Raw genomic sequence first — 26,200 nt, forward strand, 5'->3', positions numbered from 1 at the left:
AGCAGCACCACCCAGGGTTAAAACAACCCACAAGAGTGATTTTAACCCTTCATGCATCAGGTTGTTTTTACCCAAAAGCATTACCAGGCCTTGATCCATGCGCTGGCATGGTTATTGATACTCTTCTTGCCACAACCCTGCGCAGGAAAAACACCATGATCAGCAGCACAATCAAAAGAACACCCGGCCTGAGTGTTTTTGCACTGGGGTTTCGGCCATTTTTCCTGTTGGCCGCACTGGGTGGCAGCAGCCTGATGCTGATCTGGCTACTGATCCTGAACGGTCATTTGTTTGCCCCCGGCATCATTGATCCCTTGCAATGGCATCGTCATGAAATGCTGTTTGGTTACACTGGTGCGGTAGTGGCCGGTTTTCTGCTAACCGCCGTGCGCCGCTGGACAGGCCAATCCACACCGGATGGCTGGCCACTGGCGTTACTGGCACTGGTCTGGCTTGCTGCCCGGCTGACACCTCTACTAATCAACCTGCCTTGGTTATACATCGGGCTGGATCTGGCTTTCTGGATTGGCCTGTTTCTGGCACTCTGGAATGCCCTCAGTCGTGCTGAAACACGCAACCGCATTTTTCTGCTGCTGGTGGCATTGCTGGGTGGAGCTGCAGCCATCAGTCATGCCCCAGCATTTGGATCAGTCAGCCCCTGGCTCAGTCATCTGGGTGCACACCTGGGGCTGGATCTGCTGGTGATTATTATGCTGGTGATGGGTGGACGGGTGATTCCATTTTTTATTCAAATGGGATTACAGCGCCAGCCTTTTAACCAGTACAGCTGGTTAACCCGACCTTTACCCGTGCTGCTGGCACTGATGCTGCTGGTGGATTTGCTGCTGCCATTAAGCATCTGGTCGGGGCTGGTCAATCTGTTGCTGGCCTGCTGGATATTACCCAACCTGCTGTTATGGCACGATACACGTCTCTGGAAAAACCCGTTGTTATGGAGCCTTTATCTGGCTTATGCCTGGCTGGTCATTGGATTATTTATGCGTGGTATGGGAATGCTGGAGCTGATCAACCCTTATCTTGGCATCCATGCACTGACTACCGGTGGGATAGGATTATTAACCCTGAGCATGATGAGTCGGGTTGGATTGGGACACACGGGGCGGCCATTAAAGACTTCTGCGCTGATTCAGCTGGCGTTACTGCTGATGTTAAGCGCCGGAATTGTAAGGGTATTTATGAGCAGCTGGATGGGAATACTGGCCTACCAGGTTTCGGCAGTATTATGGAGCAGTGCCCTGCTGCTGTATCTGCTGGTGTTTCTACCCATCCTGACGCGTCCACGCCCGGATGGACAACCCGGCTGATGTATTAAGTACCGATCTTTTAACCAGTAATTCCCGGAGAAAAATACTGGTAGTTATTACGGCCGTTTTCCTTGGCGCGGTACATGGCTATATCCGCGTGTTTAACCAGATCATCAGTGTTATCCCCGTCATCAGGAAAAAGACTGATGCCAATGGAGACACCAATTCTGATCTCATGTCCATCCAGGCTAAAGGGTTCGGTCAGGGATTGAATGATCTTGTCTGCCACTCGCGCTGCGGACTCACGGCTCACGGAATGCTCCAGTAACACAAGAAACTCATCACCACCCAAACGCCCCAGGGTATCCAGCTCACGCAAACGTTCACCCACACGTTTTGCCACTGCCTGCAACAACTTGTCGCCCACTGGGTGCCCAAGTGTGTCGTTCACTTCTTTAAAATGATCCAGATCCATAAACAGAATTGCCAGTGACGAACCATGGCTCCTTGCCTTGTTCAGAGCCTGCTTCAGACGTTGATTTAACAAGGTGCGGTTGGGAAGATCCGTTAGCTGATCATAGTGCGCCAGATGATGAATCCGTTCTTCCACTGCCTTATGTTCTGATATGTCATTAAAAATATGAATAAAACCCTGCAGCTCACCCTGCTCATTCATCACTGGGCTGATGCTCTGCAATACCGGCACAGGCTCACCTTCCTTGCACCGGTAACGGATTTCACCCTGCCAGCTGCCACGACGCTGCAGCGGCTCCCATATCCGCTCCTGCTGTTCATCCGCAGACTCATCCGGATGAAAGAAACTTATCAGACTGCGACCCAACACGTCCCCGGCATCAAAACCCGTAATATGGCTGAAGGCTGCATTCACCTTGACCAGCTGCTGAAACTCATCAGTGACAGCAATGGCTTCATGGGTTCCTTCAAAAACACTGGCCGCCAGATGCAGCTCTGCAGCCACTTCTTCCAGCGCCTGCGCCTGATCGGTCAGCCTATTGACCAGTGGCTGCAATGCACGACTCAGAACCAGAATAGCCAGCAACATCATCACCAGAATACCGGCCAGCGGCCACAAGAGCTGCTGCCAGACCGGAAAATAAAACACCCGCGCAGGGATTTCAGCAACCAGACCCCAGCCGGACGCGTGAACCGGCGCATAAAACAGCACACTGCCTTTAAGCATCTGATCAGGACGTATTACGCGACTCTGCACCCGATCCAATGCCTGCAAGGGTTGCACCAAAGGCTCAGTCAATGGCTGAATCAACACCTGACCCGTGTTGTAATCCACACCCACCACCAACTGCTGCTCCAACTGGGCAAGAAAAACCCTGGCCTGATTTTCCATACGCAGTGGATCAGCCAGAATACCGGCCAAGGCCGCACTGTTAAAAAACAACACATCCCGCCCGATCACCACTCCATCTCCAGATACCAGCGGAGCACTAACCCTCACAACCAGTTGATCATCCAACTGGATCAATTGACAACGCACCTCTTCACAACCGGTCAGATCCACGGCTGAATCCTGAATCGAGGGCGTTTTACCCAGTCGAACCACCACCTCACCTGCGGGGCCAACACGAATCATACCCAGTATTTCACTGGACAAGGACATGGCATCTGCCAGCCGGGGCTGTGTAAACGCAATCAGATCATCCAGGGTCATCTCACCGGCAGCATAAGCCTCCAGTCGTCGACGAATTTCAGTGCGACTGGTGAACTGGCGTGCAAGATCCTGATATTTGCCCAGCAGATTTTCCACCACACTGGCTTGAGCCTGTGTGCTGATAAGGGCTGTTTTTTCTAACCCAAGGCGAGATGAGATATAAAAAGGAATGGTGGTACTGAGACTGGCAACAACACTGGTGATCAACACACCCAGCAGGGCAATCAGCAGAATACGGCGACGAAGCAGAAGAACCTGACTGGTTTCCCGGGCAATGTTCATGCGCCTCCGTACCGCTGCTAAAACAGCGCAAAATTGAAATAGTAAGGCGCTAATATTAACCCATTGCAGGGCAAATGATAAACAAAGATAAAACTTGGTACCGGAAGCCGGACTCGAACCGGCACACCCTTACGGGCGGCGGATTTTGAATCCGCTGCGTCTACCGATTCCGCCATTCCGGCAATTTGAAGGGCTTGAAACAGTACATCACTGCTTCGGTAGTTGGCCGCCATTATAGAGATGTTTGCCTGTCCGTCAAGAGTCGGGCGACACGGAATCCTTCCAGCCAATATCTGCAGTAACAATTCTCCTGTTTTTCTCCTGCTTTTGATCAGGCACGGGGATATTTTCCTGCTGCTTCCAGTTAGATATTGACTTAGTTAACATATTAACTAAAATGCTTTAATACTGAGCCTCCCTTGCCGATTGAGCCTACGTCAACCAGCGGGAGAAAAGGATTCCAACATGAAGCGCAAAAATTCACACAACAGCTAAAGGTGCTCACCGCATGTTAACCAAAGAGCAAGTTCAATCCGCAGCCGATCGTCTGTATGAAGCCGAAGTCAACCGCGTACAAATCCCCGCCCTGACGCTTGATTACCCACAAATGACCATGGCTGACGCTTATGCAGTGCAAAAGCAGTGGGTTGATCGCAAGATCAGTGAAGGCCGCAAGGTGATCGGTTACAAGATTGGCCTCACGTCCCGCGCCATGCAGATGTCATCCAACATTGATGAACCGGATTACGGTGTGCTGCTGGATGACATGCTGTTTGAAGACGGTGCCAGTATTCCTGCCTCTGATTTTCTTGATCCGCGTATTGAGGTTGAGCTGGCTTTTATCCTGAAAAAGCCCTTGTTCGGTGAAAATGTCACCATTTTTGATGTGATTGATGCCACCGATTATGTCATCCCCTCTTTAGAGCTGATTGCTGCTCGTTGCCTGCGTACTGATCCGGCAACCGGTTACACCCGCAAGGTGTATGACACCATTTCTGACAACGCTGCCAATGCCGGTATTGTGCTGGGCGGTCGCCCGATCAAACCCATGGATATTGATCTGCGCTGGGCGGGTTGTATGTTGTACCTGAACGGCCAGATTGAAGAAACCGGACTGGCAGGTGGTGTACTGGGCAACCCGTTAAAAGGCATCAGCTGGGTCTGCAAGCGTTTTGCACCGCACGGCATCAGTCTGGAGCCAGGGCAAATTATTCTGTCCGGTTCCTTCACTCGCCCGGTTCCCGTAAAAGCCGGTGACACGGTTCATGCCGATTTTGGTTCACTGGGTGGTGTCACGCTGCACTTTACCTAGGTTTCCCAGGCGACTGCTTTTAGAGGAGTTTCATTATGGAATTACCCAAGAATCGCTTCAAAGCCGGGCTGGCAACAGGCCAGCCTCAGTATGGCCTCTGGCTGGGTTTGCCGGATAACACAGCAGCAGAAATTGCAGCAACAGCCGGTTTTGACTGGTTGTTGATTGACGGTGAACACGCCCCGTTTGATCTGCGCAGCATCATGGCTCATCTGCAAGCCATGGCACCCTATGATGTGGCACCGATTGTGCGCTGTGTGGAGGGTCATACCGCCCTGATCAAACAGCTGCTGGATATTGGTGTACAAACCCTGTTGGTGCCTATGGTGGAAACCGCCGAACAGGCGGAGCAGCTGGTTCGTGCCGTGCGTTATCCCCCTGCGGGCATTCGTGGACTGGGCACCTCACTGGCTCGAGCTGCACGCTGGAACCAGATTCCCGGTTACCTGCACAAAGCCAACGATGAAATATGCCTGATTGTTCAGGTGGAAACCGCCAGTGCCATGAACAATCTGGATGCAATCCTTGCCGTAGAGGGTGTGGATGGGGTGTTTATTGGCCCTTCGGATCTATCAGCTTCCATGGGTTATATCGGTGATGCCGGTCATCCAGTGGTGGTGGAAACCATCAACAACGGCCTGAACCGTATCCGTGCTGCCGGTAAATATGCGGGTTTGTTGTGTCTTGATCCGGCACTGACCCAAAGTTACATCGAGCAGGGAGCCAATTTTGTCGGGGTGGGCGTGGATACACTGCTGCTTGCTCAGGAAACAAAAAAGCTGGCACAGCGCTTTAAACAGGGTGCTGTAACGGAACCAACCAAACCTCAGGCAGGTTACTGACGCCAGCAAACCCTCTGTTCACAGCGACCTAACAACAGCAAGAAGGTTAAACATGACAAATACAACTCCGGTTAACAGCAAACTGGTCTGCGTGGCGCTGAACGATAAAGCGCAGCTGGCTGCGCTGGAAGCCACATTTAATCAGGCTCCCTACAACAAACCACCCACCCAACCCGTGCTTTATTACAAACCCCGCAACACCTGGAGCAGTCACGGTGCAGAGGTTGAATGGGCCAGGGATTTTGATGGCAACCCTGTACCTGAAATGGTGGTGGGTGCCAGTCTGGGTGTGGTGATCGGCAAAACCACCTGCCGTGTCAGCCCGCAAGAAGCCTTGAGTTATGTTGATGGTTACACAGTGGTTGCTGACTACTCACTGCCGGAACAGAACTACTACCGGCCGGATATCAAAGGCAAGTGCCTGGATACCTCCGCGCCGGTCGGCCCACAAATCACTCCGGCGGCAAATATCACCAACCCGGATGCACTAAGTGTCAGCATCGCTGTGAATGGTGCAGTCAAAAGTGTTTTTGAGCTGAGCCAGATGCAGCGCAGTGTTGCTGAACTGATCAGTACCATCTCTTACATCATGACCCTGCAACCCGGTGAAATCATCGCTGTGGGTTTTGCCGGTGATCGTGTGCCTGTTGCCAAGGGCGATAAGGTTGAAACAAGCATTGAGGGTGTTGGCACCCTGACAAACACCCTGGGAGGAGCTTGATCCATGAGACACGCACGCATCATTTTTGAAGGCCGTGAACTGGATATAAATATAGATGCCCAGGATCGGATCACCACCCAAGGTGGCGAACAGCTGAATATTGCACTGGATTCAGATCAGATCACCTGGCTGCCACCGGTTAAAGAGCCGGGCACTATTTTTGCTCTGGGCATCAACTATGCCGACCATGCTACCGAGCTGGCTTTTGAACCACCTAAAGAGCCGCTGGTATTCATCAAGCATACCAACACCCTGACCGGTCACAAGCAGGTCAGCTACCGCCCGGACAACATCGATTACCAGCATTATGAATGTGAGCTGGTGGCAGTGATTGGTAAAACCGGCAAAAACATCAAGCGTGAAGATGCACTGGACTATGTGGCCGGTTACACCGTGTGTAACGACTTTGCCATCCGCGACTATCTGGAAAACTACTACCGCCCCAACCTGCGCGTGAAGAGCCGCGACTCTTTGCTGCCCATGGGGCCCTGGATCGTTGATACCGCAGACATCGCAGACGCCAACGCACTGAAACTGACCACCACGGTTAACGGCAAGCTGACACAGGACGGCAGCACTAAAGACATGATCTTTAACGTGCCCTTCGTGATCGAGTATCTGAGCAAGATCATGACATTAAACCCTGGCGACATGATCTGCACCGGCACCCCGCACGGCATTGTTGACTGCCAGCCGGGCGACACCATTGTTTGCAGTATCGAAAACGTCTGCTCACTTGAGACCCGCATGGTCAGTGAGCAGGAATACTACGGCGACAAATACTAATAAGAATGTCAGGAGATAAAAGATGAGTGATACCTACACCAGCAATCTTGAACGCGCCCACCAATATCTGGAGCGTTTTAAAAACAACACCACCGGTCACTACATCAACGGTGAATTCACCCTGGGTACGGGTGGCAAGGAATATGACAACATCACCCCCACCGATAACACCAGCATCGGTAAAGTGATGGCCGGTTCCGTGGCTGATATGGATGCGGCCTGCCAAGCGGCGGAAGATGCTTTTGCCAGCTGGTCCAACACCCCCGGTGCAGAACGCAAAAAAATGCTGCACAAGTTTGCTGACCGCCTGGTAGAACGCGCTGATGAAATTGCGCTGGTGGAATCCATGGACTGTGGTCAGGCCATTCGCTTCATGAAACAAGCTGCGGTACGTGGTGCGGCCAACTTCCGCTTTTTTGCCGACAAGGCACCGGAAGCACAAAACGGTCTGGCGCTGCATCAGGATGAACACACCAACTTCACCATCCGTAAAGCCATAGGCCCGGTGGGTATCATTACGCCCTGGAACACACCCTTTATGCTGTCCACCTGGAAAATTGCTCCGGCTCTGGCGGCAGGCTGCACCGTGGTACACAAACCTGCAGAACTCACCCCACTGAGTGCCTACATTCTGGCTGAAATTGCCGATGAAGTGCTGCCCAAGGGTGTATGGAACATGGTGAATGGTTTTGGCGAAAATGCCGGCAAACGCCTGACTGAACACCCCGCCATCAAAGCTGTAGCACTGGTAGGTGAAAGCGCCACCGGTTCACACATCATGCGTCAGGGTGCAGACACCTTGAAACGGATGCACTTTGAGCTGGGTGGCAAAAACCCGGTGATTGTTTTTGATGATGCCGACTTTGAACGCGCACTGGATGCCGTAGTATTCATGATTTACAGCCTCAATGGTCAGCGCTGCACTTCATCCAGCCGCCTGTTGATCCAAAGCGGCATCCGTGACCGGTTTATTACTGCACTGGAACAGCGGGTTCGTAACCTGCGTGTGGGTCACCCGCTGAACCCGGATACTGAAGTAGGCCCGCTGGTGCATACCGAGCATTTCAACAAGGTGATCAGCTATTTTGATATTGCCAAACAGGATGGAGCAACCATTGCTGTCGGTGGTCAGCGCATCACCCAGCCCAAGGGTGACTTCTCGGCTGCCGGTAACTATGTTGAACCGACCCTGTTCACTGCGGCCAACAACACCATGCGTATTGCCCGCGAAGAGATTTTTGGCCCGGTACTGACGACCATCTCTTTTGAAACCGAAGAAGAAGCCATCCGTATTGCCAACGACAGTGACTACGGTTTGTCCGGTTACATCTGGACAGAAAACACTGGCCGCGCCATGCGTATGGCAAGAGCCGTTGAATCCGGTATGCTTTGGGTGAACTCGGAAAACAACCGCAACCTGCCATCACCCTTTGGTGGTGTTAAAATGTCCGGTATCGGTCGTGACGGTGGTGACTGGAGTTTTGATTTCTACATGGAAACCAAAAACGTCTGCATCGCCCACGGCACTCACAAGGTACCTACGCTGGGCAAAAACTGATCTGACCAGCAAGGCGGGGCAGCCGTTGCCCTGTCTGCTTTTATCACCGGGGATCAGCCATGAACGATTCAGATCAAAGTGAATGGATTCCCAACATTATTCTTGGACAGGATTATGATCGGCGTTATCTGGATGCGCTGATTCATTATGACATTCTGGAAAATCTGGCGGTCTTTTTTGGCCGCGACATGCCCGTCCATCGCCATGCCCAGTATCTGCAAATTCATTATATCGACCGGGGCGAAATACGTTTTCATATTGATGACAAAATATATCATGCACAAGGGCCGGCACTGCTGCTGACTCCCCCCTCTGTCCCCCACTCTTTTTTAACCGCGCAAGATGCCTGTGGTCATGTGTTAACCATTCATCAGTCCATCATCTGGCAGCTGCTCAAGGATGGTTTGCAACAACAACTGGAAAGCCAGCTGAACCATGAACTGAGTCTGCAGTTCAAGGACTTGAATGAAGAAGAAAGTATCCACTGGTCGATGCTGGTACAAACCCTGGAAGCCATCAGCAGGGAATGGAACCACGACTACCCGGCCAAAAATCTGACCCTGCAAACACTGGTGCGCCTGTTACTGATCCAGATCAGCCGCCTTTCCTCCAGAGAGACAACCAGCACGTCGGTCAATAATGACGATCTGCAAAGCTTCCGGCAGTTTTCCAATTTAATTCAGGAGCATTATCACGAACACTGGCAACTCAGTGCTTACACTTCTGCTTTGGGACTTTCAGAAAGCCGCCTGCACCAGATCTGCCAGCGCATCGCCAACCGCTCACCCAAAAAAATCATCCACGACCGTATTATTCAGGAATCCAAGCGTCTGCTGACATTCAGTAATCTTTCCAGCAGTGAAATTTGTTACAAAATGGGTTTTAGTGATCCGGCTTATTTCTCTCGTTTTTTCAAACGCAACACAGGTATAACAACCCAGCGTTATCGCCAGCAACATATTTGACCACTTGGATAATATTAATGATTTTGTGTTACAGCAAAAGCTTTATAATCCCGCCACAAACCGCTAAAATCCTAACAGCCTTAAATTATTCCTTCATTTTCACTGGCGAAATTTAATGCCGGTTATTCAGTGTGCGAGCCAGATGCGCAAATACGAAGAGTCCCTGCCGCTTAAACTGCTTAAAGCGCGCGAAGTAACAATGAACTTCTTTCGCCCGGTGTTACAGGAAATCCCCCTGACTGAACAACAATGGCGCATTATTCGGGCACTGGTTCAGCACGAAGAGCTAGAATCAAAACAACTGGCTGATATCTGTTGTATTCTCAGTCCCAGCCTGACCGGTATCATCAGCCGTCTGGAGCAGCAGGATTACATTCAACGCCGCCGCTCACCGGAAGATCAGCGCCGTGTACTGATCAGCCTGACGGATAAAGCCAAAGAAATGTTTGAACGCATGACGCCCCAACTTGAAGAGCGTTATCAGGAAATCACCCGGCAGTTTACCCAGGAAAATCTGGATCAACTCAGTGCGTTATTAAACAAACTCTCAAGAATCAAACCGGGCAAAAAAGAGCCGGTGGAATAACCACCGGCCTGATAGAGCAACACAAAGCAATTTCTTGAGCCACTTTACTCGGTAAGAGGCACAACCAGCACCGGACGCTTGGAATGGCTCAGAACCTTTGTAGCTGTGGAGCCAAACACCTGACCCAGTGCTGAATGCTTGCGGGTTCCCATAACAATCACATCAGCATTAATTTCATCAGCCGCTTTTAAAATCACTCGCCAGGGTGTGCCTTCTTCAACCCGGACATTCACCTGATCCGCCTTTAACTTATCTTGCTGTTCCAGCTCCTGCTGACAAAAGCGCTCTACTCGATCCCGAACCTTGACTGTCAGTTTGGCTATGCCTTCATCCAGTAATTCCTGAATATCCTTTTTTTCCATCATGTTGCTTAACACACCACGAGCTGTACCAGAGATAGACTCCAGCACATGCAGATAAGTGATGCTGGAATCGTAATGACTGCAAAGACTGACTGCCGCACGAAAAGCAGGGCGCGAACCCTGCTCCAGATCGGACACATAAAGTATGGTTTTAAAATCGGACAGCATGGAAACCTCCCGGCCAGCGGCCTGAATGGTGCAACAACAAGATGCTTAACGGTACAGCAGCTCCGGCAGGAACAGGGACAGCGGCGCCGCAAAAATGATCAACAACAAACGCAGAATGTCTGCCACCCAGAAAGGCCCCACACCTTTAAAAATGGTGCTGGTTTTTACATCACGCAACACCGCACTGAGCACAAACACATTCATGCCAACCGGTGGTGTGATCAGGCTGATTTCGATGGCAATCACCACCACAATACCAAACCAGACCAGATCAAAACCCAATGCCGCCACCAGCGGGTAAAAAATCGGGATGGTCAGCAGCATCATCGACAGGCTTTCAAACACCATACCCAACAGCAGGTAAATACCAACAATCGCCAGAATGACCATGATGGGTGTTACATCCAGCCCATTAACAAAGTCCAGCAGTATCTCCGGCAGACCAGCACGGTTGATAAAATCAGAAAAAATCAGCGCACCGATCACCACGGCCAGCAGCATCACCGAGGTACGGGCAGTATCACTCAGGGTGTCAAACAGGTTACTCCAGGTCAGTGATCGACGCGCCAGTGCAATCACAAAAGCACCACCTGCACCCACACCTGCAGCCTCAGTTGGTGTAAAAATACCCAGATAAATACCACCCATCACCAGAACAAACAGACCAAGAACACCCAGAACACCACGCAAGGCAATAAAACGTTCTTTCCAGGGCATGGGTTCAGCCGCCGGGCCTGCAGCAGGGTTGCGCCAGACCACATAACGCACGGCACCCAGATAAAAAAGCACGGCAATCATTCCGGGAATAAAACCGGCAGCAAACAGCTCACGGATACTGGTTTCAGTGAGTAGTCCAAAGATCACCAGAATCACGCTGGGTGGAATCAGAATACCCAGAGAGCCACCAGCAGCTATGGTGGCCGTTGCTAAAGAGTCACTGTAACCATACTTGCGCATGGAAGGCATCGCCACCTTGGCCATAGTCGCGGAAGTTGCCAGACTGGAACCACTGATGGCAGAAAAACCACCACAAGCAACCACGGTAGCCATCGCCAGACCACCTTTACGGTGACCTAAAAAAGCATGGGATGCGTGATACAGCTCCTGTGACAAACCAGAGCGCATGACAAAGTTGCCCATCAGGATAAACAGCGGGATTACCGACAGGCTGTAGTTCTGAACGGTATCCACTACCCGGTTCGATGCCATGGACAGGGGTGCTGTCCAGCGAAAGTTATCCCAGTTATCCCAGGACAATCCCATCATGGCGGCGAAGCCAAAAAAGCCCACCAGTCCCATGGCGAACGCGATCGGCATTCGCACCACGATGATCAGGAGAAGAAGTACAGCAAAGCCGATCAGCAACACGGTCATAAAAAGCTACCTGTTATAAACAACTAGTTGGATTCATCCTGAAAGAAAATGCGATAAACACCATAGGTGATCATGCCAAAAGCAGTGAACCAGCTCATAATGGCAATATATTGCACAAAATAACCGGTCGATATACTAAGAAACTCTGTTACTTCACCACGACGAATAGAACGCTCTCCCAACTGATAAATCCGGCTTCCGAGATAATAAAAGGAAACGCTAATAACCAGTGCGGATATAAATGCCAGCCCTTTAACGACGTAGTTATGCAGATAACGATCCAGCAAATCCACCACAATATGCCCACCACGCCAAGTCACAACAGGCATGGCTGCAAAAACCATCAGCGCCATGCTGATTTGTGTCAGCTCTACCGAGCCGGGCAACGGATTATTAAATACATAACGACCAACAACATCGATACAGGTAATCAGCATCAGAGCCATCAAGACTACGGCAGCAATTAATTCAAGAAGAAAGGCCAGCCAGCGGACTGGCCCCTTCTCGTCATAATGTGCCTTTAACCAAGCCACAAATGACATGTCTGACTCCTACTTTTCAGCTTTGTAGGCAAGCGCAAGACGACGCAGGTCTGCTAGGGCTTTACGAGCATCAACACCTGTTTTTGAGACACTCTCCACCCATGCATCATCCATGCCTTTGATCAGCTCACGGAACTCACGCACGATGGCATGGTTTTCTGCCAGCTCAACAACATTGCCACCCTGTTCACGGGCAAAAGCAATACCGTCAACGTCATCCTGATCCCAGGCTTTACCGGCCATAACGGAGAACTTGTAGCCAGACACCTTGCGAATTGCTTCGGCATCACGCGGGCTCAAGCTCGCCATGAACTCAGGATCGATAAAAAAAGCAAAGCTACCCAGGTACATACCACCGGGTAAAATAGTCAGGTTAGGAGCCACTTCGGCCAGACGGGCAGAACGCTGTTCACCGGCGGGCATGAACACACCATCAGCAACACCTTGTTGCAGCATTTCATAGACTTGCGGGCCGGGAGCAGAAACGGCTGAAACGCCAATGCGCTGACCAAGAGTGGCCTGAACACCACCACCAATACGAATCCGCTTGTTACGCAAATCAGCCAGACTGTTGATGGGTTCACGAGTATGCAGTTGACCGGGACCATGTGTGAACAAGCCCAGAAGTTCTAAGCCTTCATACTGATCAGCTTTGGCAAAGTACTTTTCATGCACCTGCCATAAAGCTGCAGAAGCCGCTTCGGCATTCACACCCAGACCAGGCTGCTCAACGGCCATAGGTAGACTGAAACGACCGGGCAGGTAGCCATGGAAGCTCCAGCCGGCATTCATAACACCATCTTCAACCATCTGGTAAAAAGAAGCGGGATTACCCAGACCCTGTTCAATGCGAACCTTAACACGGCCTTCGGTGGCTTCTTCCACCCAGCCAGCCCAGGTGGGCAGAGCGGTGGAGTTCATGGGGTTGCTGGGGGGCATCCAGGTGCCAACAACCAGGGTTGTTGAAGCAGATACCACTGCTGAGCCAGCCATACCAAGGGTCAGTAAGGATGCCGCAGCCAGGGTTTTGACAGATGTGCCTAGAATTTTCATGGCGTGTCTCCAGTTAATTGTTATTGTCTTGCACGTCTTGAAGTTGCTTATTTAAATTAATAAGCCTTCTCAGGACAGGACAGCAGATAAAACCACTGTCTTGAGCCTACTGGTTATTCACGCTGTCCGTATTATTTAACGAACAGCGGATGAATATTGTTTTTATTAAATTTGAGCACTGGATCCAGCTCTGTCATTTCAAAAGAAATCTGACAGTAGCTGTTATCCGTAATGGGTTGCATCCAGTCACAGAAAATACGAAATACATTTTCAGCCACGGTTTTTTTCAACTCCATATCACGACCGTGCCCAATTTTTAAATTCAGATTGATAAACGCAAAATCTTCTCTGCCATCCGCCACACGAAAATCATTACAACGTATGGCACGGCTGCGGACTCCACCCAGAGGAAAGGCACCGGTGGACACCACGTATTCGTGCAGCTCTTTGAACAGCGGCTGAAACTCAAGGCGGTCATGCAGATTGCCGGAGTACTCAACGATAAAATGTGGCATGGGTTAACCCTCTTGTTCTTAGTGCCTGAGCTATCACTCAAATCTAATTAACATATTAAGTTTTGTCAACCTAGCAAATGTGCTGGTGTGATCCAGCCCACCCTTCAAGCCACAGCGGGTCTGCGTGTCAGCAATAATGCAGCCAGCGAACCACAGCCGGTGACTCCCACCAGTAATGCCATCACCAGTGGTGAACCATCGTGCAGGGCACTCACCAGCGAGCTGGCTATGGCTCCCAGCCCAAACTGGCAGGCCACAGCAATCCCTGCAGCTGCACCCGCCTGCTCAGGGAAGCGCGCCAGCAGGCTTGCCATACAGTTGGCACCTAACACCCCGGTGACACTGACAAACCCCAGCAGCGCCACCACAATCAATGGCAGACCACCCCAGCCGGTTACACCCGCCAACACCAGCAATAATCCCGAAACTGCTGCCAGACTGGCTCCTGCAATCAACAAGCGCTGAGTACCAAAGTGACCAACATAACGAGCATTCAGGCTGACCAGCAGGATGATTCCACCGATATTCAGGCTGAACAACCAGGCATAAACCTGCGGGGAAACCCCAAAATATTCGATATAAACAAAGGGAGAAGCGGTGATATAGGCAAACATGCCAGCAAAAGTCAGCGACATACAAAGGATGTAACCCACAGCCACCGGCTGAAAAAGGATTCGCCCATAGGCTTTGAAGACCGCAGTCACGGTAGAACCACGTGAGCTGCCATGATGGGTTTCCGGGATTTTCCAGATGCTGGCAACCAGCACAAGGGCGGCAAACACAAACAGCACCACAAACAGTGAGCGCCAGCCACTCAGCAGAATCAGATAACCACCCACCAGTGGTGCCATCAGGGTGGCAATCATGGTCACCAGATGCATCAGGGACAACACCCTGGCCGCTTCATTGATTGGAAACAGATCCCGCACTATGGCACGCGCCAGCACCGAGGCCGCCGCGGCACCCAGCGCCTGTAAAAAGCGTGCAACAATCAGCCATTCAGAAGAGACCGCCAAAAAACAAGCCACACTGGCAAACAGATACAGGGTGATGCCACCCAGCAATAACGGACGTCTGCCCAACTTGTCTGACAGGGGGCCATAAAACAACATGCCAACAAACAGTCCGGCCAGAAACACACTGATGGTCAGCTGGATATCGGATTGTGCTGCATTCAGATCCGCCGCAATTAGCGGCAGGCTCGGCAGATACATGTCGATGGACAAGGGGCCAAAAGCAACCAGCGCAGCCAGCAGTACAATCAATTTATGGGGTTGGGTCACTGGAGCAATCAATTTTTCTTCTCTTTATAAGCGATCAGTTAACTGGGCATCAGCCCGCAGCCATCGTTTTTTTGTTGCCCTGCCAGCTGTAAAAGTGCGCCAGCAGAGCCATCAGCGTTGCAAACAAAATACTGCTGAACACCCAGTTCATGCTGATATCCAGCAAATAAGGAACACTCTGGGCAATCAAAGCACCGGCAAACAGCTGGATAAAACCCATCATGCCGGACGCCGCACCGGCAGAACCCGAAGCACAACTGATGGCCGCCAACTGGGCATTGGGTTGACTTAACCCCCGGCCAAAAATCACCAGCGCCATCGGCAAAAATAAACCGGCATAACTCAGCTGGCTCAGCAGGACAAAGCCCAGCAACATACTGGCACCCAGCAATGCCAGGCTATTACCCAGCAAAACCATCTGATCCACACTCATCACCTGTGCCAGACGGGTGGAGATAAAACTACCGGCCATAAAAGAAAAGGATACCGTCAAAAACCACAAACCAAACTGTGCTGAGTTGCCACCCAACACGTCCACCACAATGTAAGGTGAACTACCCACAAACAGGTAAAAAGCAGCAGCCAGCGCAGTGGTAGACAACACATAACCTGTGTACTGGGCAGAACCCAGCAGCTGGGCATAACGCTTTAACATTCCGGCCAGTTTCAGTTCACTGCGGGTTGTTTCACAGGTTTCCGGCAAATAGATGAGTGCCACCAGCCACACCAGACTGCCCATAATCACCGACAGGTAAAAAATCGAGTTCCAGCCGCTCCAGAGATTCAGAAAACCACCAATCGCCGGAGCGATAGCCTGGGCAATGGCAATTGCCATCACCAGATATCCCATACGCCCTGCCGCACCGGATCGACCATGCACATCCAGCAGAATGGTACGCGCCAGCACCATCGCCGTGCTGCCACCCAGCGCCTGTAAAATACGCGCCGCAATTAATACTTCCACCGTGCTGGCCAGTGCCGCCAGTAGGCTACCGGCAACGTGCAAACCAAAACCGACCAGCAAAACTGGGCGACGACCAAAATAATCAGCCAACTGGCCGCTGATCAACTGCCCGATCGCCAGTGTCAGCAGATACAGCGTAAAGGTCAGCTGAATGGTGGCGATATCCGTACCCAGCGCCACCGCCACATCCGGCATGGCCGGGACAAACGCATTCAGTGCCAATGGACTGGCCATGGCAATGAATATCAGCAATGCAAGCGGCGGCGGTGTTGCTTTCACGAATAATCAATTCCCAGCCAGTTTTTAGCCTGGGTTACGTATCACCAGAAGACGCAGTTCAGTCATGTCTTCAATGGCATAACGCACCCCTTCACGACCCAGTCCGCTGTCTTTTACACCACCATAGGGCATATGATCAACACGCCAGGAAGGTACATCGCCAATCACCACTCCACCGACTTCCAGCTCATCCCAGGCTTTCTGGATTTTGTAGATATCGCGGGTGAAAAGTCCTGCCTGCAAACCAAAGTCGGAATTGTTCACTTCTTTTAATGCTTCATCAAAATCACTGAAGCGAGAAAGAATGGCAACCGGACCAAAGGCTTCCTGAGTGTTCACATTCAGGCTCGGATCAACCTGCTCCAGCAGAGTTGCCTGCAGCATGGCACCTTCGCGCTCACCACCGGCCAGCACCACAGCACCGGCATTTTTTGCTTCCAGCACCCAGTCATGCAAACGGGTCGCTTCTTTCTCAGAAATCATCGGCCCGATGAAGGTATCTTCATTTTTTGGATCACCGGAGCGCAGGGCTTTTACAGCCTGAGTCAGCTTGTCACGCACTTCATCATAGTGTTTGTCGTGCACCAGAATACGCTGCACACTGATACAACTCTGGCCGGACTGGTAATAAGCACCAAAAATAATCCGTGCCACCGCATCATCCAAATCGGTTCCTTCATCCACAATACAAGCGGCGTTACCACCCAGCTCCAGCACCACCGGCTTTTTACCGGCCTTGGCTTTTAATTGCCAGCCCACTTCCGGCGAGCCAGTGAAACTCAGCAGCTTCAGGCGCTCATCCGTGGTGAACAGATCCGCACCATCCCGGTGACAGGGCAGAATGGAAAAAGCACCCTTGGGCAAATCTGTTTCGGCCAGCACCTCACCAATAATGATTGCACCGATGGGTGTCAGGCTGGCGGGTTTGAGTATAAAAGGACAACCGGCAGCAATCGCTGGAGCCACCTTGTGGGCTGCCAGATTCAGCGGAAAGTTAAACGGAGATATAAAAGAACAGGGGCCAATCGGCACCCGTTTCCACATGCCGGTATAACCCTGCGCACGCGGGGTAATATCCATCGGCACCACTTCACCCCCAATACGCACCGCTTCTTCTGCGGCAATACGGAAGGTATCAATCAAGCGGGTCACTTCTCCGCGTGCATCCTTGATGGGTTTACCGGCTTCAATACACAGGGCTTCTGCCAGTTCATCAGCACGTTCTTCAAAACGTCTGACACAGTGATTCAGAATGGCCTGGCGCTTCCAGGAGGGTAATTTACGCATGGGTTCGGCAGCAGCGGCAGCAGCAGCGATGGCCTGGTCGATGGTTGCTGCATCAGCCATGGCAACTCGTGTGGCGGCCTCACCGGTATATTTGTCATACACCACCAGATCCTGGTTGGGTGACAGGGCTTCGTTGGCCAGATAAAAGGGATAGGATGCTTGCAGCATGAAGAGGGTTTCTCCGATAGCCTGGAATAAATTCTGGAAATTGCAGTGGGTGTTGCAGCAGGGTAATGGCAGCAACCTGTTCAGTTGCCGCCATTTGTTCCGGATGCGTTACAGCACAGGGAAAACAACGTTGACCTGACCAGTACCGGAGCTGGGGAAGTATTCACCAATCACTTCACCCTTGCCGGTGTACTTATCCCAGCCCAGTGCACCAAACAACATAGCGGTATCGTGCATACCACCTTCACCGGAACAATACTGGGCATACTCCGGCAGCATTTTCAGGAAGGTGGCAATTTCACCCTGCTGCCATAACTCCAGCACGCGCAGATCCACCTGACGGTTAAACTCGCGGGAAATCGTGAAAGTACCGTTATTGGCAGCATACAGCTCGTTTTCCCAGATCTTGTGGGAAAGAGAACCGGAAGCCAGCAGCATAACCTTGCGATCACTGGCTTCAATGGCTTCACGAATCGCCTCACCCAGCTTGCGGGAATCCTGCAGATTGTGCACCGTACACCAGGCCGCAATGGAAACAATCGGAATATCACCGGGCTCCATAAAGTGCATGGGAACCAATGTGCCGTATTCCAGATCCAGCGTTTCTACCTGATGCGACAGGGTATGCACACCCTTTTCTGTGGCTTTGGCCGCAATGGCATCACCCAGCTCTGGGTCACCCTTGTACTCATAATCCAGATTCTGAATAAAGTGTGGGAACTCGTGGCTGGTGTAACAGCCTTTAAACACCGGGTTGCTGTTGATGTGGAAACCGGCATTTACCAGCCAGTGGGTATCCAGCACCACAATGGTATCCACACCCTTCTCACGCGCACGACGCATGATTTCGCGGTGACCATCAATCGCCTGCTGACGGCAGCCCTGCAAATTGCCGGGTTGCTCAGACAAGAGCATGGTGGGTACGTGAGTAATTTTTGCTGCTAAAACGATTTCGCCCATGATTAAGCACCTTCTTCGTTGTTGTTAATGTAGGTGGTTTTTATCTACAGCCAGCACAAGATATTTAACATGTTAAGTAATGCTAGAACAAAGCTTCTGCTGCTGTCAATCCACTCCATCAAGACTTGAACACTTTATTGTATGGCCTGAATGCACTTTCCACACCCTGTTAAAACCCAGTATTCATGCGGCTTTCAGCCACATTCAGCCCGTCTTGAATCCAACTCAATACAGGAAAGTACCATAATTAAAGAATTTTTTACCTTTCTCAAAAGTCTACCCCTCCCCATACTTTTTCACAGCCAAGACTTGCTGTAGGCCATTTGAACCCCCTGATACCCCTTTAGTGGATCAGGCAGTTACCGCTCTCAAAACACAACAACAGCGAAAAAGAGAGGACAAGACTCCCATGAAAAAAAATAACCCCATGCTGGAAAAACTGCAGGAACTACTACCAGCCATTCGTGCCAACGCCAGCAAAGCCGAAGAGCTGCGCCAAGTGCCGCAAGAAAACATCGACATGCTGAACGGCATTCAAATGAATCGGGTTTTCCTGCCCAAGGCCTATGGTGGCCTGGAAATCAGCCTGCCCGAGTTTACTGACTGTATTGCTGCACTGGCCGGTGCCTGCTGCTCTACCGCCTGGGCGTATAGCCTGCTGTGTACACACAACCACCAGATGGCCATGTTCAGCAAACAGGCGCAGGACGAATTCTGGGGTCAAAACCCTGATGCTGTGGCATCCAGCAGCATTGCGCCTTTTGGCAAGCATGAAGAAACCGAAGGCGGCATCATCTTCACAGGTGACATGAAGTGGAGCAGCGGTGTAGATCATGCCGACTGGATCATTGTTGGTTTTCTGCGTGACAACGCTGCCGGTGAAAAGGTCTACAGCTTTGCCGTGATTCCACGCAGCGAATTCACCATCATTGATGACTGGTTTGCTATTGGTATGCAGGGCAGTGGCACCAAAACCGCCAGCATCAAGGGGGTGTTTGTTCCTGAACACCGGATCCAAGCTGCCAGTGACATGATGGAAGGTCGTCACGCTGGCCGTCCACTCTACCCGGACAGCAAAATTTTCCACACACCCTACCGTCCCTACTTTGCCAGCGGTTTTGCTTCCATGAGCCTGGGTGTAGCGGAGCGCATGATTGAAGTCTACAAAGACCTCACCAAAAACCGTGTGCGCGCTTACACCGGTGCCAAGGTCAATGCCTCCATTCCACCACTGCTGCGTATTGCTGAATCTTATCAGCAGGTTGCCGCTGCCCGCGCCTACATGGAAAAAACCTGGAACGAACACAAGGAATACGGTGAGCGTCAGGAATACCCGGATCGTTACACCCTGGCACACTGGCGCACCAACCAGGCTTATGCGGTAAAAATGTGTGTGCAGGCCGTTAACCGCCTGTGGGAAGTGATGGGTGCCTCCAATTGGTATGAAGACCGTGAAGCTCAGCGTCTGTGGCGTGAATCCAACATGACTGCTGCTCATGCTTACACCGACTACGATGTTTGCGCCCAGATTCTTGGCCGTGAACTGCTGGGTCTGGAGCCTGATCCTTCACTGCTGTAATAAGGTGCTGTCATGACTAATCAAATTACCGAGTTTGACCCCAAGGCTTTTCGCCGTGCCTTGGGCAACTTCGCCACCGGGGTCACGGTTATTACCGCCACCACCCCGGAGGGTGAAAAAACAGGAGTAACCGCCAACAGCTTCAACTCGGTTTCTCTGGAACCCCCGTTGATCCTCTGGAGCATTGATAAACGCTCTGGCAGTTGTGCGATCTTTGAAAAAGCCAGTCACTTTGCCGTGAACATCTTGGCGGCGGATCAAATCGACCTGTCCAATCACTTTGCCCGCCCCAGTGATGACAAGTTTGCCGGTGTGGATTACCAGACCGGACTGGGAGGTGCCCCCCTGCTGCCGGATTGTGCTGCCTGTTTTCAGTGTGAGTCTTACCAGACAGTCGATGGTGGTGACCACTGGATACTGATCGGCAAGGTTGTCGGATTTGAAGATGCCGGACGTGCACCACTGGTTTACCACCAGGGCAGTTATGCAGCGGTGATGCCACATTCACGCTTCCCGGCCAAAAAAGAAAACGAGCCGATAGCCATCGAGCGCCTTAAATCACGCTTCAAGGATCATTACTACTACCAGATGGTGCAGGCCGTTCGTGCCTACCAGACGGATTATGCACCCCTGCAACTGTCCACCGGATTGCGTACCAGCGAAGCCAGAATGCTGATGGTGTTGCAGGAAACACCCAAGCTGCAGCGCAAGGAACTGCTCAAGGAAGTGAACATGCCGGAAGGTGAAGTGGACAATGCGGCAGACATCCTGCAACGCAAGGGTCTGATCACTCACAACCAAGAGACTTACAGCATCACCGCCAAGGGTGAAGAACAGGCCGAAGCCTTATGGACACTGGCACGACAGGAGCAGGACAAGGTGTTTGGGAAATTCAGTACAGAAGAACTGGATAACTTCAAAAAAATCCTCAACCACATTGCCAATATCTAATCCCACTGCTGCTATCACAACGGACTGGTTTTTATAACCAGTCCGTTGTATAACATCCCTCCAGCATTTGACCTATCAGTCTATTTTTAACCACCCGCTGACCCGGAAACATCCATGACTGCACACTTTAAAGCAGATCTACTGCTGGTTGTGACCACCCTGATTGCAGCCGCTGGCTGGATTTTTTCCAAAGAAGCTCTGGCGGGTTTTGCTCCCCTGCTGTTTATTGCCCTGCGTTTTTCCGGTGCCGGTTTGTTTCTGGCCTTATTGTGCTTAAAACCCCTGCGCCGTTTAAATCGCTCCCAGATGATCAGCGCTCTGCAGGTGGGTGTGCTGTTCGGCTGTGCCATGGTGTTCTGGATTCTGGGATTAAAGTTTGCTCAGCATGTCGGCGTGGGTGCTTTTCTCACCAGCCTTGGCATAGTGATTGTGCCGCTGCTTAACCTGTTGATGGGCGGTGAAAAACCCAGCCGACTGGTGTATCTATCCCTGCCTTTTGTGCTGACGGGACTGGCTTTTTTATCACTGGACAGCGAGTTTCATCTGGGTTTTGGTGAGTTCTGCTTTTTAATGGCGGCGTTTTTTCTAGCCTTGATGTTTATCCAGAACAGCCGCGCAGCTGCACGCATACCGGCACTGCCACTGACCGCCATCCAGCTGATGGTAACAGGCGTGATCACCGGCCTGTGTTCACTGGTCTTTGAAGAATGGAGTTTTGATTTTCCTGCAGCAATCTGGGGCTGGTTTTTTGCCAGTATGCTGCTGGCCACCAGCCTGCGTTTTCTGCTGCAAACCTACGCACAAAGCTTGGCACCTCCCAGCCACAGCGCCATCATCATGACCCTGGAACCTGTCTGGACAGCCACCCTCGCCAGCCTGTGGTTTGCTGAAACCATGAGCCTGTTTCAACTGATCGGCTGTAGCCTGATTTTCACCGCTGTACTCGTCAACCGCGCACCGGCACTGCGGCAATGGCTGAGAAGTCATAAATCTCGAATCTGACTGGTACGAACACGGCTCAGCCACCACAAGCCTGCAAAAATCACTAACCAGACAAAGGTTCGCAGCGCCATTGCAGCCAGGCTTTCAACAGCAATACCTGCGTTTAACCTGTACACAACAACAACTGCAACCAGAACCAACAGATTCAACACCAGAATTGCCAATGCACCTTGTTTGCCGCGCTCCAGACTGAACCATCCAACAACGCCCACCGCAATATAAACAAAACCCATCAGCAGGTTGTAAACCAGCAGTGGAGTGAACACCTCGTAACTGGGATTGACTCCTGCAAGCACACGAAAACTGGCAAAAATGGTGACTGCACCAAAAACAACCCCCAGAAGCACCAACGCCCGCTGGCTAATTTTTAAAGACCTTGGCTGACTCAAATTAACCTCCGGTTTGCTAAAGAACAATGGCACCGGTAAAGATCCCCGACCTCACCATCCATCTCGAACTTCACGGCACCGCAGAGACACTCTGCCTCGCATCAAACCTCTATCTAAAAACCAGTTTATAATCAGCAACTTAAAATCCAGAGCATCACACTTCATACCTTGTTGTGTTCAGTGACCACTTGCCAATAGCCTCCCTTTTTAGAGCCGTGATATACAAGTTTGTGCTGCTGTTTTAATTTTGCAACGGCTCGTTCAATGGTGCTGGGGGAGCGCCCCAAATGCTGAGCAATCTCAACCAAAGTGAGCTGGGGTTGTTGTTGCAACAACCCCAGAATAAGCTCTGGAGTTTTTACCCGCGTTTTTACCTGCATTTCTACCCGCGTTTTTTCTTCCTGCATCAGAGCTTCTTGCAGGGTTGCAGCAATGATACTCAGCATAAATTCAACAAAAGGTGCAGCATCAGTTTGATCCGTGCTGGCCTGTAAGGCTTGGTAATAATCCTGCTGATGCTGATAAACAAGGCTCTCAACTGGCATATCAACGAACAGTGGCTGCCATTGGCTGAGAATTAATGTCTGCCATAAACGCCCCATACGGCCATTACCATCACTGAAAGGATGGATAAACTCAAATTCGTAATGAAACACACAACTGGTAATTAATGCCGGCGCATCACTGGTAACCAGCCAATTAAAAAGATCAGCCATCAGTCGTGGTACTTGTTTAGCACCCGGCGCCACATGAATAACTTCACTGCCAGACATTACACCTACGCCACCCTGACGATACTGCCCAGCGCCATCAAGCAAACCCTGCATTAACACTGCATGAGCTTTAAGAAGATCTTGTTCTATACCAGGCTGCCAATGGGTTAGCTGATCATAGGCTGTCAACGCATTTTGTACTTCCAGCACTTCTCTTGGCGGAGCAATCACACGCCGACCTTCCAGAATGGCGGTAATCTGCGCTTCTGTCAGGGTATTACCCTCAATCGCCAGAGAACCCTGAATCGTGCGTATTCGGTTGCTGCGCCGTAAACGCAATGCGTTACTCATCTCCACCTGAGCGCTCAAACGCCCTATGGCTTCACTGATTTCTGCAACCAGCTTGAGGATACGTGATGTAATGGTGCAAGGTGGATTATAGGTCAACAGTCACTAACCTCAGTGTTCAACCAGACAGAGATGCTCACGTCCACCATCACTGATATCCGGAGCATGAATTGGTTACGTAGCATTTAGCGGCTTAATGCGATCCACTACAACTTGCCAAAGGCCATGTCTGTAGTGCTCTGCAAATCCAGCCATAACCTGTTTCTCCTCGGGGTAATCCAGAATCTGATTCTTGAAATTCTGATCGTGTGAAGTAACCATTATTGGCTAACCCTCATGAATTGGTTGACCACTAAAGCCGCCGAACCTGCAATAACTGGTTCAGTGATTCCAGACTCTCTGGCCCACCTTCCAGATGAACACACTGGCCTGATTCCTGTTCCCAGGATGCAGCAGAAGCAGTATGAAGATGCACAACCACTCTGGATGCTGTTAACCCATTCAGCAAACCGGCAGGAACCCAGACCTTGTCCGTGTTTCTCAGGGGGTTGGGAACCGGGCTGCCGCACACCGAACAAAAGTCACTCCGAAAACCACTGGGCTTTTGGTAGGAACCGCAGAGACACTCACCTTGCATCAATCTGTCCTCTCAAGAGCCAACCCATAACCAGTAACTCATAATCCAGCACATCACATTTTATTCACTGCTGCGGCTTGTTATACATTCGTGACCCCAATAAACCACTTGGGCTGCATTTCATTAAAGTCGGTTCTGATATTGGATGGCAGGTAACTTGCCGAGTCCAACACAATGTCCTGACCGCCTACACGCTTAAAGACAACCCAATGCCAGAAATTTTTTCCATCCTCCTGATGGTGTTTGATGGACAGCAGTGCCAAATCAGGCAGGCTACCCCATGACTCAAAGGGAATCTCATTGGCAGACGTCTCGACCCCTGCATTGGACAACAACTTCCTGACATATTGGGTATCAGACCACAGCGACTTATCTTCTGCATAAATACCCATAGAGTTCGCTACGGCCTTCATTTCCGCGTAGGTTTTGCCCAGAATATTGGCTACTGCAGCAATTCCGCAGCCTGTAGTTTCTTCCTGTATTACTGGTCTAAGCACTGATTTCTCCTCAAGTAGTTCAAGCTGATGCGGCATAAACTCATCATGATCGTCTAGACCACTACAGCCCGACAGCTACGATGGGACTCTGCTGTCCGGCACGAAACAAATGACCAACCGAACGACCGTAGTATCTAGAACGGATCTGCTCAGGTGCAATATGACCAACAAACTCCCAGCGGTTATGATCTTCAGCCAGTTTCTGCTGGTCACGAGTTGCATAAGGTGTTGACCCTGCACGATGCCAAGATTCAATTTCATAGACTTCCCGCACAATTCCCGCAAAAACAGCCATTGCATATTTAGCCTTGTACCGGCGTTCTCCGACCACCCAAATTCCACGTGTGCATTCATAAAGCGCTTCTGCACTCATGCCGTACCTGAACTGTCGATTGATACGAATCAGTAATGCCGGATCTGAAACCTCTACAGGATCAGCAACGTGCTCCATAATGAAGTCAGCCAGAGAACGGCGCGGATAGTTGGCACTAAAACGTCCTCTGACAATATTCGTTAATTTGCTTATCTCAAGGACTTCAATAATAGCTGCCTCAACACGGCTAGACTCAAGGTCATCACGCAGCTGATGAGCAACGATGTCTATACGCGGTTCAAAACCAGCGGCACGAATCCCATTGATTCGAGCGACCTTATCAGATTCAGTTTTATCCATAAGGTGATCCGTCGCCCGCGATCCAACACCTTTCCCAACATAAAACACCGACTCATCACGTGGATCAATGTAAGCATAAACATAAAAGCCAAGCGCATTAGCGATATCGCGTGTAATCTCCAAACCAAATACCCTCATGAATTGATGACACTGTTTTGCCATGTAATCCCTAGCTTCAAGAGTTCACTTTGCTTTGTTGCAGAGTACGTGTGGCGGCAATGGCGGGGCTGCCTATTCAGAGAGAAGGTTCATACAGGCAAGCCGAAGCGCCATTTCAGGACTGACAGCACGGCGCGAGGGCGTTCAGAATCCTCTCTCAGCATTTCACCAGGATCAGTCGGCTTGCGCTGCATGCCGGTAGTATTAGGAATAGCCATAGTCATCACCTCACTCAGTGGTTGTAGTGGTCAAGTAATTTAGGCCACCGTTTTTTGAGCATTCCAATACACCTG

At 51.1% G+C, this 26,200-nt stretch carries 27 protein-coding genes and 1 tRNA gene; 11 read left to right on the forward strand and 17 right to left on the reverse strand.

Annotated features, from left to right (window positions below; genetic code table 11):
* Positions 1-155: 155 nt before the first annotated feature.
* Entirely contained in the window at positions 156-1,325 is a 1,170-nt protein-coding gene (locus IBX50_RS06615) for an NnrS family protein (RefSeq protein WP_292254421.1), read from the forward strand.
* 19 nt (positions 1,326-1,344) lie between these two features.
* On the opposite strand, the gene IBX50_RS06620 is transcribed toward IBX50_RS06615, so the two are convergent.
* Together IBX50_RS06620 and IBX50_RS06625 are read right to left on the reverse strand one after the other, a co-directional pair.
* Positions 1,345-3,234, reverse strand: coding sequence for a sensor domain-containing diguanylate cyclase (locus IBX50_RS06620; RefSeq protein ID WP_292254423.1), 1,890 nt, complete (start codon positions 3,232-3,234; stop codon positions 1,345-1,347).
* A gap of 95 nt (positions 3,235-3,329) precedes the next feature.
* Positions 3,330-3,416: transfer RNA gene (locus IBX50_RS06625), tRNA-Leu, on the reverse strand.
* 326 nt (positions 3,417-3,742) lie between these two features.
* Between IBX50_RS06625 and hpaH the strand changes: the two genes are divergently transcribed.
* From hpaH to hpaR, 7 genes are all read left to right on the forward strand, one after another.
* Positions 3,743-4,546, forward strand: coding sequence for a 2-oxo-hept-4-ene-1,7-dioate hydratase (gene hpaH, locus IBX50_RS06630; RefSeq protein WP_292254424.1), 804 nt, complete (start codon positions 3,743-3,745; stop codon positions 4,544-4,546).
* A gap of 35 nt (positions 4,547-4,581) precedes the next feature.
* Positions 4,582-5,388 (forward strand): 4-hydroxy-2-oxoheptanedioate aldolase, encoded by an 807-nt coding sequence (hpaI, locus tag IBX50_RS06635; RefSeq protein WP_292254426.1) that lies wholly within the window; start codon positions 4,582-4,584, stop codon positions 5,386-5,388.
* Positions 5,389-5,440: 52 nt separating this feature from the next.
* Positions 5,441-6,109, forward strand: coding sequence for a fumarylacetoacetate hydrolase family protein (locus tag IBX50_RS06640; protein WP_292254427.1), 669 nt, complete (start codon positions 5,441-5,443; stop codon positions 6,107-6,109).
* Positions 6,110-6,112: 3 nt separating this feature from the next.
* Positions 6,113-6,895, forward strand: a complete 783-nt coding sequence (locus tag IBX50_RS06645; protein WP_292254429.1) for a fumarylacetoacetate hydrolase family protein — start codon at positions 6,113-6,115, stop codon at positions 6,893-6,895.
* Positions 6,896-6,917: 22 nt separating this feature from the next.
* Positions 6,918-8,453, forward strand: coding sequence for a 5-carboxymethyl-2-hydroxymuconate semialdehyde dehydrogenase (gene hpaE / locus IBX50_RS06650; RefSeq protein WP_292254431.1), 1,536 nt, complete (start codon positions 6,918-6,920; stop codon positions 8,451-8,453).
* A 59-nt stretch (positions 8,454-8,512) separates the two neighbouring features.
* Positions 8,513-9,418, forward strand: coding sequence for a 4-hydroxyphenylacetate catabolism regulatory protein HpaA (gene hpaA, locus IBX50_RS06655; RefSeq protein WP_292254432.1), 906 nt, complete (start codon positions 8,513-8,515; stop codon positions 9,416-9,418).
* A gap of 115 nt (positions 9,419-9,533) precedes the next feature.
* Entirely contained in the window at positions 9,534-10,004 is a 471-nt protein-coding gene (gene hpaR / locus IBX50_RS06660; RefSeq protein ID WP_292254433.1) for a homoprotocatechuate degradation operon regulator HpaR, read from the forward strand.
* A gap of 44 nt (positions 10,005-10,048) precedes the next feature.
* Here the strand turns inward: hpaR and IBX50_RS06665 are convergent, their stop codons facing one another.
* The 9 genes from IBX50_RS06665 to hpaD all read right to left on the reverse strand — a co-directional run bounded on the left by IBX50_RS06665 (position 10,049) and on the right by hpaD (position 18,959).
* Complete coding sequence (locus tag IBX50_RS06665; protein ID WP_292254435.1) at positions 10,049-10,534, reverse strand: universal stress protein; 486 nt, start codon at positions 10,532-10,534, stop codon at positions 10,049-10,051.
* A 45-nt stretch (positions 10,535-10,579) separates the two neighbouring features.
* Positions 10,580-11,908 (reverse strand): TRAP transporter large permease, encoded by a 1,329-nt coding sequence (locus IBX50_RS06670; protein WP_292254436.1) that lies wholly within the window; start codon positions 11,906-11,908, stop codon positions 10,580-10,582.
* Between the two features lie 23 nt (positions 11,909-11,931).
* Positions 11,932-12,450 carry a TRAP transporter small permease subunit gene (locus tag IBX50_RS06675; protein ID WP_292254437.1) on the reverse strand — a complete coding sequence of 173 codons (519 nt, stop codon included), beginning with the start codon at positions 12,448-12,450 and terminating at the stop codon, positions 11,932-11,934.
* Positions 12,451-12,459: 9 nt separating this feature from the next.
* Positions 12,460-13,503 carry a TRAP transporter substrate-binding protein gene (locus IBX50_RS06680; protein ID WP_292254438.1) on the reverse strand — a complete coding sequence of 348 codons (1,044 nt, stop codon included), beginning with the start codon at positions 13,501-13,503 and terminating at the stop codon, positions 12,460-12,462.
* Positions 13,504-13,634: 131 nt separating this feature from the next.
* The gene (locus tag IBX50_RS06685) at positions 13,635-14,018 is read right to left on the reverse strand and encodes a 5-carboxymethyl-2-hydroxymuconate Delta-isomerase (RefSeq protein WP_292254439.1); all 384 of its coding nucleotides are present in this window, start codon (positions 14,016-14,018) and stop codon (positions 13,635-13,637) included.
* 104 nt (positions 14,019-14,122) lie between these two features.
* Entirely contained in the window at positions 14,123-15,313 is a 1,191-nt protein-coding gene (locus IBX50_RS06690) for a Bcr/CflA family multidrug efflux MFS transporter (protein WP_292254440.1), read from the reverse strand.
* 37 nt (positions 15,314-15,350) lie between these two features.
* Positions 15,351-16,544 carry a Bcr/CflA family efflux MFS transporter gene (locus IBX50_RS06695; RefSeq protein ID WP_292254441.1) on the reverse strand — a complete coding sequence of 398 codons (1,194 nt, stop codon included), beginning with the start codon at positions 16,542-16,544 and terminating at the stop codon, positions 15,351-15,353.
* A 24-nt stretch (positions 16,545-16,568) separates the two neighbouring features.
* A complete protein-coding gene (locus IBX50_RS06700) occupies positions 16,569-17,999 on the reverse strand; it encodes an aldehyde dehydrogenase family protein (protein WP_292254442.1) in 1,431 nt (476 codons plus the stop codon).
* Between the two features lie 108 nt (positions 18,000-18,107).
* Positions 18,108-18,959: a 3,4-dihydroxyphenylacetate 2,3-dioxygenase gene (gene hpaD / locus IBX50_RS06705; RefSeq protein WP_292254443.1), complete on the reverse strand. Its 852-nt coding sequence runs from the start codon at positions 18,957-18,959 to the stop codon at positions 18,108-18,110.
* A 409-nt stretch (positions 18,960-19,368) separates the two neighbouring features.
* Here hpaD and IBX50_RS06710 point away from each other — a divergent pair, with 409 nt between their 5' ends.
* The 3 genes from IBX50_RS06710 (at position 19,369) to IBX50_RS06720 (ending at position 22,491) form a co-directional block, all read left to right on the forward strand.
* On the forward strand, positions 19,369-20,538 hold the full coding sequence (locus IBX50_RS06710) for a p-hydroxyphenylacetate 3-hydroxylase oxygenase component (RefSeq protein WP_292254444.1): 1,170 nt from the start codon (positions 19,369-19,371) through the stop codon (positions 20,536-20,538).
* Positions 20,539-20,550: 12 nt separating this feature from the next.
* Positions 20,551-21,489 (forward strand): p-hydroxyphenylacetate 3-hydroxylase reductase component, encoded by a 939-nt coding sequence (locus IBX50_RS06715; protein WP_292254445.1) that lies wholly within the window; start codon positions 20,551-20,553, stop codon positions 21,487-21,489.
* A gap of 114 nt (positions 21,490-21,603) precedes the next feature.
* Positions 21,604-22,491 carry a DMT family transporter gene (locus tag IBX50_RS06720; protein WP_292254446.1) on the forward strand — a complete coding sequence of 296 codons (888 nt, stop codon included), beginning with the start codon at positions 21,604-21,606 and terminating at the stop codon, positions 22,489-22,491.
* On the opposite strand, the gene IBX50_RS06725 is transcribed toward IBX50_RS06720, so the two are convergent.
* The 6 genes from IBX50_RS06725 to IBX50_RS06750 all read right to left on the reverse strand — a co-directional run bounded on the left by IBX50_RS06725 (position 22,473) and on the right by IBX50_RS06750 (position 26,125).
* Complete coding sequence (locus IBX50_RS06725; RefSeq protein ID WP_292254447.1) at positions 22,473-22,880, reverse strand: hypothetical protein; 408 nt, start codon at positions 22,878-22,880, stop codon at positions 22,473-22,475. The two genes, IBX50_RS06720 and IBX50_RS06725, sit on opposite strands and share 19 nt — an antisense overlap.
* 161 nt (positions 22,881-23,041) lie before the next feature.
* Positions 23,042-24,040 carry a Fic family protein gene (locus IBX50_RS06730; RefSeq protein WP_292254448.1) on the reverse strand — a complete coding sequence of 333 codons (999 nt, stop codon included), beginning with the start codon at positions 24,038-24,040 and terminating at the stop codon, positions 23,042-23,044.
* Between the two features lie 253 nt (positions 24,041-24,293).
* Positions 24,294-24,578, reverse strand: a complete 285-nt coding sequence (locus IBX50_RS06735) for a hypothetical protein (RefSeq protein WP_292254449.1) — start codon at positions 24,576-24,578, stop codon at positions 24,294-24,296.
* Between the two features lie 80 nt (positions 24,579-24,658).
* Positions 24,659-25,111, reverse strand: coding sequence for a hypothetical protein (locus tag IBX50_RS06740; RefSeq protein WP_292254450.1), 453 nt, complete (start codon positions 25,109-25,111; stop codon positions 24,659-24,661).
* A 25-nt stretch (positions 25,112-25,136) separates the two neighbouring features.
* The gene (locus tag IBX50_RS06745) at positions 25,137-25,910 is read right to left on the reverse strand and encodes a hypothetical protein (RefSeq protein WP_292254451.1); all 774 of its coding nucleotides are present in this window, start codon (positions 25,908-25,910) and stop codon (positions 25,137-25,139) included.
* An 86-nt stretch (positions 25,911-25,996) separates the two neighbouring features.
* A complete protein-coding gene (locus IBX50_RS06750) occupies positions 25,997-26,125 on the reverse strand; it encodes a hypothetical protein (protein ID WP_292254452.1) in 129 nt (42 codons plus the stop codon).
* Positions 26,126-26,200 lie beyond the last annotated feature (75 nt).

It is taken from the genome of Marinospirillum sp., assembly GCF_014859565.1.

Coding starts and splice junctions, on each gene's coding strand:
- IBX50_RS06615 (WP_292254421.1), top strand. CDS start 156: ATGATCAGCAGCACAATCAAAAGAACACCCGGCCTGAGTGTTTTTGCA.
- IBX50_RS06620 (WP_292254423.1), bottom strand. CDS start 3,234: ATGAACATTGCCCGGGAAACCAGTCAGGTTCTTCTGCTTCGTCGCCGT.
- hpaH (WP_292254424.1), top strand. CDS start 3,743: ATGTTAACCAAAGAGCAAGTTCAATCCGCAGCCGATCGTCTGTATGAA.
- hpaI (WP_292254426.1), top strand. CDS start 4,582: ATGGAATTACCCAAGAATCGCTTCAAAGCCGGGCTGGCAACAGGCCAG.
- IBX50_RS06640 (WP_292254427.1), top strand. CDS start 5,441: ATGACAAATACAACTCCGGTTAACAGCAAACTGGTCTGCGTGGCGCTG.
- IBX50_RS06645 (WP_292254429.1), top strand. CDS start 6,113: ATGAGACACGCACGCATCATTTTTGAAGGCCGTGAACTGGATATAAAT.
- hpaE (WP_292254431.1), top strand. CDS start 6,918: ATGAGTGATACCTACACCAGCAATCTTGAACGCGCCCACCAATATCTG.
- hpaA (WP_292254432.1), top strand. CDS start 8,513: ATGAACGATTCAGATCAAAGTGAATGGATTCCCAACATTATTCTTGGA.
- hpaR (WP_292254433.1), top strand. CDS start 9,534: ATGCCGGTTATTCAGTGTGCGAGCCAGATGCGCAAATACGAAGAGTCC.
- IBX50_RS06665 (WP_292254435.1), bottom strand. CDS start 10,534: ATGCTGTCCGATTTTAAAACCATACTTTATGTGTCCGATCTGGAGCAG.
- IBX50_RS06670 (WP_292254436.1), bottom strand. CDS start 11,908: ATGACCGTGTTGCTGATCGGCTTTGCTGTACTTCTTCTCCTGATCATC.
- IBX50_RS06675 (WP_292254437.1), bottom strand. CDS start 12,450: ATGTCATTTGTGGCTTGGTTAAAGGCACATTATGACGAGAAGGGGCCA.
- IBX50_RS06680 (WP_292254438.1), bottom strand. CDS start 13,503: ATGAAAATTCTAGGCACATCTGTCAAAACCCTGGCTGCGGCATCCTTA.
- IBX50_RS06685 (WP_292254439.1), bottom strand. CDS start 14,018: ATGCCACATTTTATCGTTGAGTACTCCGGCAATCTGCATGACCGCCTT.
- IBX50_RS06700 (WP_292254442.1), bottom strand. CDS start 17,999: ATGCTGCAAGCATCCTATCCCTTTTATCTGGCCAACGAAGCCCTGTCA.
- hpaD (WP_292254443.1), bottom strand. CDS start 18,959: ATGGGCGAAATCGTTTTAGCAGCAAAAATTACTCACGTACCCACCATG.
- IBX50_RS06710 (WP_292254444.1), top strand. CDS start 19,369: ATGAAAAAAAATAACCCCATGCTGGAAAAACTGCAGGAACTACTACCA.
- IBX50_RS06715 (WP_292254445.1), top strand. CDS start 20,551: ATGACTAATCAAATTACCGAGTTTGACCCCAAGGCTTTTCGCCGTGCC.
- IBX50_RS06720 (WP_292254446.1), top strand. CDS start 21,604: ATGACTGCACACTTTAAAGCAGATCTACTGCTGGTTGTGACCACCCTG.
- IBX50_RS06735 (WP_292254449.1), bottom strand. CDS start 24,578: ATGCAAGGTGAGTGTCTCTGCGGTTCCTACCAAAAGCCCAGTGGTTTT.
- IBX50_RS06740 (WP_292254450.1), bottom strand. CDS start 25,111: ATGCCGCATCAGCTTGAACTACTTGAGGAGAAATCAGTGCTTAGACCA.
- IBX50_RS06745 (WP_292254451.1), bottom strand. CDS start 25,910: ATGGCAAAACAGTGTCATCAATTCATGAGGGTATTTGGTTTGGAGATT.
- IBX50_RS06750 (WP_292254452.1), bottom strand. CDS start 26,125: ATGGCTATTCCTAATACTACCGGCATGCAGCGCAAGCCGACTGATCCT.